Below are 9031 nucleotides of genomic sequence, written 5' to 3'. Positions count from 1 at the left end.
ACGACCAATTGAATCTCGGACACATCCGCCATTTTGAATGGTGGGTCGTTTCGACAATTTATTACATAATCCACATTGCGCGCTTAATAGACGTTCGCAGGTGCGCGCTACCCTCAAGTGCGACTCCCATTAGAAAAGAGATGTTTATCCAATGGAGAAAGTCTGCCATGGGAGCGGTATACACGCAACTGAGCGTCAAGGAACGTGTTTAGATCGAACGCTGGCGGCTGGCGCAGATCCCCGTCCGGGAGATGACGCGCGTGCTGCAGCGCTCGAAAGCCACCATCTATCGCGAGATCAAACGAGACTGGTTCAGCGATGAGTGCCTACCGGGCGATGACGGCGACCATTATGCTGCCGCGCATCAGAAAGCCATCCATCGGCGCGCCCGTCAGCGCAAGCTGATCCGGCATCCAGAGCTTCGAAATCAAGTTGTCGAGCGGATCAAGAACGGCCCCCCCGGCAGCATGCCGTGCATGCGCCTGTCGGCCGACGAGGCCCCCGAACAGATCGACAACCGGCTGATCCATGACGGCGCGCAGCTCCGGGTCTGCCATGCACTGCCCGGCAGGCGATGTCCCGAGAGGAGGGCGATCTTCCGCGAAATCTATTCGAAGGAAGGCATGGCACAGGAGCTTTGCTGGTATCTGCCCGAACACCGCAAGGCCCGCCGGCCGCGCCGAGCCCGCAAGCGCTGCGCGCCAAAAGTTCGATCGTGATGTCAGTATTTTGTTCCGTCCAGACGACGTGGCGCACCGCCGCGGGTTCGCTCACTGGGACGGCGATTTTATGCTGTTCAAGCAGTCGCTTGGCCAGACCAACCTGACCTCTCTTGTCGAACGTGTCAGCCGCTTCACCGTGCTGCTGAAAAACGCCAACAGGCGCACGAAACCGATCATGCATTGCCCGGCAGGCGATTGCGAGACAATCTGCCGAGAGGGGCAAGATCGTGAAGGCGGTGCGGGATTTGCCCTTGGCGGGTCGCAAGTCTATCACCTTCGACCGCGGCACGGAGTTCGTGTCGTGGCCGCACCTGCAGGCCCGGCTCGGAACCCAGGCTTGGTTCTGCGACCCTTCCTCGCCCTGATAGAAAGGCACTGTCGAGAACACCGACCGTCGGTTCCGTCGCTGTGGCCCATCACAGATACCGCGCCTTTTGGGGCGCATCGACATATGCGAAGGGGCTTGCGCGATGAGCATCGTCGGCGGTGCCATCGCCGTTTCGTCGCATCGAAGTGACGGCAACGAGACGCCGCCGCGCCTGCGACAATGCTCGCAGGGTGTGCTTTATCTGGGCGAGCCGGATGCTGCCCGCTTTTGACAAGTGGTGGCGACCAGTCGTCGTCATCCGCGCGCGCGGCGCCACTTCGCGCCTGAGCCGGGAGGGTGGCCGGGAACGTATATTCGACGCCGGCTTCAGGCTAGACGGTCGCGCAGCTTGTTGACTGGACCGCGCAGGCTTTGCACTGTGAGGCCGATGAGCCGCCCGGCCGGGATGCGCGCCGGTGCCTCCTGCGGCCAGAGCCGCGCGCCTTCGGCCGGGTCTGCCAGCGTCGCGGCGAAAGCGCGACCGAGCGCGGCCGAGGTCGGCACGCCCCGCCCGGAATATCCCGCCAGCCCCCAGAGCCCCTCGTCCATCTCGAAGATCGCCGGGCGTTGGCGGGCAGAGATGCCGACCGTGCCCGTCCAGTGATGTGTCCAGCCGAGACCGTCCAGCACCGGGTAGTGTGCGGCGATCCGGGCCCCGGCCTCGGCGCAGGTCGGCGCGCTGAAGCGCCCCCGCCTGAGTTCGACAAGACCGCCGGTGATGAGCCGCCCGGCATCGTCGATGCGAAAGAACATCGGATCGCGCCGCGTGTCGCTGAAATTTACGCCGCCCGGCAGCACGGCGCGGCGCTGCGTTGCGCTCAGCGGCAGGCTGGCGATGGCATAAGAGGTCATCGCCACCAGGCTGTGGCGAAGCCGCGCCGGGATCGCCGCGGTGCCATAGGCGTTGACGGCAAGGCCGACCTTGCGCGCGGTGATCTCGCCATTCGGCGTGCGCAGAACCCAGCGCCCCGCCGCATTGCGCGACAGCCCCTGCAGCGGTGTCTGTGTGCAGACCTTCGCGCCCGCCGCCTGCGCGGCAGCGGCCAGCCCGCGCACATAGGCGAGAGGGTTGAGATGGCCGCCGTCGCGATGCACCCAACCGCCAAGATAGCCCGGCACGCCGCTCAGCGCCGCCACCTCATCAGGACCGAGAAAGGCCCCCGCCTTTCCCAGCGCGGCATATTTCGCATGGGCGGCGCGGGCGCGCATCAGGCCCGCCGCGTCATGCGCCGCGTTGAGCCAGCCCTTCTGCACCGGCGCGCAGTCGATGCCAAGCTCGGCGATCTGGTCGAACACCATCCGTCCGGCGTCGCGCAACAGTGCAAACCCCTTGGGCGGCAGTTCGGTCTCATCGAGATAGCCGAACACCGGGATGCACTGGCCGTGGTTGCGCCCCGAGCCGCCCTGCCCGATCTCGCCCGCCTCGATCAGCGCCACGGACAGGCCCCGGCGGCACAGCTGCAACGCGCTGATCGTGCCGCTGAACCCGGCCCCCACAAGCGCCACATCGACCGACAGACTGCCGTCGAGCGCCGGGGTCTCGGGCGCCTGCGGTGCGCTCAGCGCGTAGGGCGGTTGTCTGGAAATGCCGTCCATGCTCATGCGCCCACCTCGGTCCGGGCCACCTGCCCGAGCGCGCGGCTCAACCGCTCGGCCCAGGCGCGCTGGCCCTGCGGGGTTTCCAGCAAGTCGTTGCTGATCTCGAACCCGCAGGCGCGCCGGCCACTGCCCCAGGTGTGGCGGTCGAGGGTATAGACCCCCTGTCGCCCCGAATAGGGCTGGTTGTCTCCCAACGTCAGCCCGGTTTCGTCGCCCAGACCGTCCAGAAGCGCATGTGCCAGACCCGGCGACTCGTTCCAGATGGTCCCGCCGTCCCAAGGGCGGCGCGCCCCGTCGAAATGCCGGGTACAGCTGTGCAGCGCGAAAAAGACCGGATCGGAATGACGGGCGCAGACACGATCCCAAAGCTGGGCCAGCGCGGCGTGGTAGGGCCAGAAGATGCGCGCATGGCGCGCCTGCCGCTGCGCCTCGGTCAGGGCCGCGTTGCCCGGGATCGGCTGGCCCTCGACCGTTGTGACGATCGAGCGCGGGTCATCGAGCCAGCGGTTGAGATCGATAACCAGCCGGCTTACCGTGCCAAGGATCACCGGCACATCAAGCCGTTCGGCCAGTGCCCGCGCGACCGGCTCGATTCCCAGATCACAGAAATGGTGGGTGCCCTGCCACTCTGGCCCAAGCCCGAGCGCGCCGTAGCTCTCCGGGGTTCCGGTGCCCGCGTGGTCCACGACAATAACCCCAGGATAGCGGCCCTCGGGATTGAGGATGATCGGCATTTCAGTCATCGGCATCCTCGTCGTCGTGGGGTCCGTATCGGCGTAGCGTTTCAATCCGGGCAAGGCGCTTGCGCGCCGCGTCGCGATCACGCTCGACCACGGCGGCGACCAGCGCCTCGACCTGCGCCGTAGGCACCACGCGCGAGCCGAAGGGAGAGGCGGAAGTCTCCGGCGCGGTCAGCACCGCCTCGGCCAGCGCCGCGATTGGCGAGCGCCAAAGGTCGGTCAGCAACACAATGCGCGCGCCCGCGTCCCGTGCGCCCTCGGCAAAGCGCAAAAGCTCGCCCTGGTAGCGGCGGTAATCGAAGAGCACCAGCAAATCGCGCGGCCCGATGTCAAGCAGCGGGTCATAGGCAAAGCCAAGCGGTTGATCGATCAGCGACACCCCGGCGCGCACCTGCCCGAGTTGCAGCGACAAACGCTGCGCGAGGTTGCGGCTGTAGCGCCCGCCAAGGGTCTTTACCGAAAGCTTCGGATCGGCCAGCAGGTCGGCGATCTTGTCAAACTCGGCGGGCACGGCGCGGTCCGCCATGCGGCGAAAGCTCTCGGCCTGCATCAGCAGAACCCGGCGATAGAGATGCTCTTCGTTGGCGGCGTCCTCCGAGGGCGTTTCCATCTGGATGAGCGGCGAGCCGAGTTGCCTGTCGACCTCTTGCATCACCGCCGCCTGAAACTCGGCAAAGCGTGGAAACCCCAGCTTGGCGAGATAGCGCAGCACCGTCGGCCCGCTGACACCGGCTCGGGTCGCCAGCGACTCGACGGTGCCGAGCGCACTGGTGGGAAAATTCTCGGCAAAGGCCGCCGCGAGCTTACGCTCGGCTGCGGACACCGCGGAGTTGCGCAGCCGCGAGGCCAGATCTTCGGAAGTTTTCATCGGTGGTCCGAAAAATTCGCCATGTATCGTTTGTTACAACTTGACCTACAAAATCACCTTACGCAACATCTATTACATCATCCCGGGCGAATCCTTTGATCCTCGGGCCAAGACATCCGGCTGCCTTCGGTGCCCGACTCAAGACCAACAGGAGAGACCCTTATGAAGACCCTTGCAGTGATGCTTGGAACAGCCATGGCAGTGCTGCCGATGGCTGCCAGCGCCGAACGCGGCAGCGATGGCGTGCTGAAGATCCTCTACTGGCAGGCCGCCTCGACGATGAATCCCTACCTGTCGGGCATCGCCAAGGAAGTGGAAGCGGCATCGCTCGTCCTGGAACCGCTGGCGCGCTTCGACGAGACCGGGGCGCTGGTGCCGATCCTCGCCGAAACCATCCCCACAGTGGAAAACGGCGGCGTGGCCGAAGATCTGAAGTCGGTGACCTGGGCCCTGCGCGACGGGCTGACGTGGTCCGATGGCACGCCGGTGACCGCGCGGGATGCGATCTTTACCTGGAAATACTGCACCGACGAGGAAAGCGGCTGCGCGGCGCTGCAGCAGTTCGACGGCGTGTCGGATGTGGTGGCACTTGACGAGCGCACCATCGAGGTGCGCTTCGACGAGCCCAGGCCCTATCCCTACACCGCCTTCGTTAGCTCCGAGGCGCCGCTGTTGCAGGAGGCGCAGTTCAAGGATTGCACCGGCAGCCGCGTTGCCCAGTGCACCGAGCAGAACAGCCATCCCATCGGCACCGGGCCCTATGTGGTCGATGATTTCCGCGCCAATGACGTGGTCACCTTCAGCATGAACCCCGGCTACCGCGAGGCCGACAAGCCCGCCTTCTCCAATGTCACCATCAAGGGCGGCGGCGATCCGGCCTCGGCCGCCCGCGCCGTGCTGCAGACCGGCGAGGTCGACTACTCTTGGAACCTTCAGCTTTCGCCGGACATCCTTGCACAGATGGCGGACGGGCCGGGCGAGGTGATCACCGCCGACGGCCCGGCGGTGGAATTCCTGTTCCTGAACCAGACCAACCCCGATCCCGATCTGGGCGAGGCGCGCGCGACCACATCCGGCGGCGCGCATCCGTTCCTGTCCGATCCGCGCGTGGGCAAAGCGCTGTCGATGGCGATCGACCGCGGGTTGATCGCCGAGGCGCTTTATGGCGATGCGGGCGTGCCCGGCTGCGCCGTGGTTCCGGCCCCGGCGCTGTACAAATCCGATGCCAATGACGGCTGCGCCGTGCAGGATCTCGACGGGGCAAAGGCGCTTCTTGACGAGGCCGGCTGGACCGACAGCGACGGCGACGGCATCCGCGACAAGGACGGCCAGACGCTGTCGATCCTGTTCCAGACCTCGACCAATGGCGTGCGGCAGGACAGTCAGGCGCTGATCAAGGACTGGTGGCGCCAGATCGGCGTCGAGACCGAGCTTCGCAACATCGACGCCTCGGTGTTCTTCGGTGGCGACCCCGGCAGCCCCGACACCCGCCAGAAATTCTTTGCCGATGTGCAGATGTATACCGACAATTCCAAGGGGCAGGACCCCGAAGCCTTCCTCGGCAACTGGAGCTGCGCCAACATCCCCTCGCCCGAAACGCAGTGGCAGGGCAACAACATCCAGCGCTTTTGCTCACAGCCCTACGAGGCGCTGATCCTTGCCTTCCGCAGTGCCGCCTCGCTGGAGGAGCGCGCAGAGATCGCGCGCCAGATGAACGATTTTCTGGTGCAGTCCTATTCCATCGTGCCGCTGATCCACCGCCGCAACATCTCGGGCAAGGCCAAGAGTCTGGCCGGGGTGCGGATGAACAGCTGGGACAGCCAGATCTGGAACATCGCCGACTGGCACCGCGCCAACTAGGACTCGGCGCTGACCCGACACCGATGCGCCCCCGCCCTGCACGCGGGGGCGTTTGCCTGTAGGGCGGCGGCTGTCCGGGCCGCTGCGGCGACGATCGGGGCGGCTGCGGGTGGCCCCATCCGCCGGATGCCCCAAGATTTGTGCGCTGATGCACAAAGCGGGTGTGTCATCCGAAAATCGGCCGTTTGGCTTGCGACTGTTACAGGAACCGCGGTGAAAATCGACTGGGCGCTTCAAGATTAGTTGCTAAATATCAATTTATTAATCAGAAGAACAGCCCGAACCAGCATTTGTTCCAGCCAGAATTCTCACATCCCCAAGAGCGCGCGAGAGCGATCCTGTGATTTGAACCTTTGCGCCCTGCGACCGATATGTCTCCTACAAGACGGAAACGTTGAACACAAACGCACATATCAAACCGGAGATATCCCATGAACCGCATCGCTCTTGCCGCCGCCGCCGCCCTCACCGCAACTGCCGCTCTGGCGGGCGCCGCATCGGCCCAGACCAACAACACCGGCGACGCCGCCCGTAAGGCGCTGTCGCAGATCGCCCCCAACGCCGATGTCGCCTCGCTGAGCAACGCCGAAGCCGTCGCCGCCTGGCAGGTCGTGTCCGACCAGGGCAGCGCCGCAAAGGCAAAATTCCAGGCCGAAGCGCTGATCCGCAACTTCAACAGCTGATCGCTTTGCCAGACATGGCATGATGCACAGGCCCGACACGAGGGGCGCCAAACCGGGGCGCCCCCTTTTTTCATGCGCTCGAAGCGCATCGACAGCGGCAAGAGGGTGTTCGCCCACCACCACATCGCCTACAATTCCTGCAAGAACCGCCATTGCCCGAAGTGCCAGGGGCCAGCGGCACGCGACTGGATGGCGGCGCGCCGAGGACCTTCTGCCCGTGGAGTATTTCCACGTGGTCTTCACCCTGCCAGCCGAGATCGCGCAAATCGCTTTCTGGAACAAGAAGGCCGTGTATGGCCTGCTGTTCCGTGCGTCTGCGGAAACGGTCATGACCATCGCCGCCGATCCCAAGCGCCTCGGCGCCCGTGTCGGCATGACCAGCGTGCTGCACACCTGGGGACCGGCGTCGTGCTGTAAGCACGCCTATGGCGTGACCCCATCATCCCCACATCCACATGATCGTGCCGGGCGGAGGGCTTTCGCCGGACGGCGCCCGGTGGGTCGCCTGCAAGCTGGGATTCTTCCTGCATGTTCGGGTGTTGTCACGTCTGTTTCGGCGGCTGTTCCTCGACGGACTGCTGGCGCTTCATGCCGCCGGGGAACTGGCCTTCTACGGCGACCTCGAACGGCTGGCGCAGGCGGATGCCTTTGCAGCCTGGCTCGTCCCGTTCCGCAAGGCCGAATGAGTCGTCTACGCCAAACCGCCCTTCGGCGGCCCTGAGGCCGTGCTCGCCTACCTGAGCCGATACACCCCCCGCGTCGCGATCTCAAACCGTCGCCTGATCAGCGCAGACGCCGAGATCGTCGCGTTCCGCTGGAAGGACTACCGCGTCAAATCCGGCGATCGGCAAGGGTCATGCGCCTGGCCACGCCAGAGTTCATCCGCCGGTTCATGATGCACGTCCTGCCCGACGGCTTCCACCGCATCCGGCACGACGGCTTGCTGGCTAGCGCGACCTGGAAGCCCAACATCGACCGGATCCGAACCCTGCTTGGCCCGACCATGCCGGTCCGGGACGACCTGCCCGTCACTACCACGAACACCACTCCGGTTCTCGCGCCCGTACCGGACTGGCTCCGCCTTGCCTCACAAGCTGCAGCGCCCGCGAACCACCGATGAAATACGCCACCTGAGACCGAATATCGTCACCAGCGCAGATCACGACGCCCTCGGAGACGGCCAACATCCTTCGAGCGGTCCACCAAGTTCCACCGTCACTGGGAAACCAAGCTCACTTTGCCCATAGCCACACTCAGGCCCCGCAGCTTCCACCTTGGGAGGATTTCCAACGCGGGCCGACGACGCGCAACTCGGCAACGTTGCACCACGGCCCGCATCGAAAATCCTTCACCAAGGCGGATGTGGAAACCGAATAAGCCCATCGGCAGCTTAGCGGAAAAAGCGTGAATTCGCTGCGTTTGCGCAGGAGGCTGCTTTCGAGCGCTTTGCGGACCTTCACCTTGGATTGCACACAAGTTGCACAACTACGGTGGCTACGACCTTGATCCAGACGGACGATCTGTCCACTCCTCCATAGCAGCAGCATGATCATTTTTCGCAAGTTGCACCGCAACTCCGACAGCAAGATCAGAATGAGCACCCCGTCCTCCTGAATAGCTTCCAGAGACCGGTGCGATATGGTGAATGTCGCGCCCGACTGCGACTGGAATCAGGTTCTGAGACCCAACGCTTCGGTTCGTTGGATCGAAGGCAATCCATCCAGCACCGGGGACAAATATCTCGACCCAAGCATGGGTAGACCCTGAACCCACCGACCCAACGAGGCTCATTTCTGGATCGGACAGATAGCCCGAGACGATGCGGGCGCCAAAGCCAAGCCGGCGGGCTGCTTCTGCAAGCAAAACCGCGAAATCGCGGCACGAGCCCCTTCTCCGGTTGAGGGTCTCGGTTGGCGACTGGGTGCCTTCGTCGTCGCGGCTCTGGTAGGAAATCTGCGTTAACACACCATTGCTGATGTCCTTCAGCAGAGACAGCGTGTCGGTCGGGCGCGCCATGACAAAGTCCTCGACCCATCGGGCAAGGTCGCCATCTAGGTCGCAATATTGCGGTACCGTCAACGCTCCCAGATCCGTCCATTCGTCGGCGGCGTAGAAAAAGCATCTGTCTTGGAAAACAAGACTAAAGTTCCCGCGAATGGCAGCTACTGGGTTTTACGGCGGCGTCGGCGACC

8 protein-coding genes and 1 pseudogene are annotated in these 9031 nt (G+C 64.4%); 5 read left to right on the top strand and 4 right to left on the bottom strand.

Annotated features, from left to right (window positions below; all coding sequences use genetic code 11):
- The first annotated feature begins 260 nt into the window (after positions 1–260).
- Both Q4543_RS23110 and Q4543_RS23105 read left to right on the top strand, forming a co-directional pair.
- The gene (locus Q4543_RS23110; RefSeq protein ID WP_303442238.1) at positions 261–719 is read left to right on the top strand and encodes a hypothetical protein; all 459 of its coding nucleotides are present in this window, start codon (positions 261–263) and stop codon (positions 717–719) included.
- Between the two features lie 473 nt (positions 720–1192).
- Complete coding sequence (locus Q4543_RS23105) at positions 1193–1321, top strand: hypothetical protein (protein WP_303442234.1); 129 nt, start codon at positions 1193–1195, stop codon at positions 1319–1321.
- Between the two features lie 95 nt (positions 1322–1416).
- Here the strand turns inward: Q4543_RS23105 and Q4543_RS23100 are convergent, their stop codons facing one another.
- From Q4543_RS23100 to Q4543_RS23090, 3 genes are read right to left on the bottom strand one after another with little or no spacing between them, the layout of a single operon-like run.
- The gene (locus Q4543_RS23100; protein WP_303442231.1) at positions 1417–2691 is read right to left on the bottom strand and encodes an FAD-binding oxidoreductase; all 1275 of its coding nucleotides are present in this window, start codon (positions 2689–2691) and stop codon (positions 1417–1419) included.
- On the bottom strand, positions 2688–3431 hold the full coding sequence (locus tag Q4543_RS23095) for an N-formylglutamate amidohydrolase (protein ID WP_303442229.1): 744 nt from the start codon (positions 3429–3431) through the stop codon (positions 2688–2690). The genes Q4543_RS23100 and Q4543_RS23095 overlap by 4 nt, the downstream gene beginning before the upstream one ends.
- Entirely contained in the window at positions 3424–4296 is an 873-nt protein-coding gene (locus tag Q4543_RS23090) for a MurR/RpiR family transcriptional regulator (RefSeq protein ID WP_303442227.1), read from the bottom strand. The genes Q4543_RS23095 and Q4543_RS23090 overlap by 8 nt, the downstream gene beginning before the upstream one ends.
- Positions 4297–4458: 162 nt before the next feature.
- Here Q4543_RS23090 and Q4543_RS23085 point away from each other — a divergent pair, with 162 nt between their 5' ends.
- From Q4543_RS23085 to Q4543_RS23075, 3 genes and pseudogenes are all read left to right on the top strand, one after another.
- A complete protein-coding gene (locus Q4543_RS23085) occupies positions 4459–6156 on the top strand; it encodes a peptide ABC transporter substrate-binding protein (protein WP_303442224.1) in 1698 nt (565 codons plus the stop codon).
- Positions 6157–6587: 431 nt separating this feature from the next.
- A complete protein-coding gene (locus Q4543_RS23080) occupies positions 6588–6839 on the top strand; it encodes a hypothetical protein (protein WP_303442221.1) in 252 nt (83 codons plus the stop codon).
- A gap of 123 nt (positions 6840–6962) precedes the next feature.
- A pseudogene (locus tag Q4543_RS23075) lies at positions 6963–7839 on the top strand (transposase); the annotation flags it as partial.
- A gap of 494 nt (positions 7840–8333) precedes the next feature.
- Here the strand turns inward: Q4543_RS23075 and Q4543_RS23070 are convergent.
- Positions 8334–8855, bottom strand: coding sequence for a transglutaminase family protein (locus tag Q4543_RS23070; protein ID WP_303442218.1), 522 nt, complete (start codon positions 8853–8855; stop codon positions 8334–8336).
- Positions 8856–9031: the final 176 nt, after the last annotated feature.

It is taken from the genome of Salipiger sp. 1_MG-2023, from assembly GCF_030547555.1.
Lineage (GTDB): Bacteria > Pseudomonadota > Alphaproteobacteria > Rhodobacterales > Rhodobacteraceae > Salipiger.
This window is presented reverse-complemented; position numbering and strand designations above follow the sequence as displayed.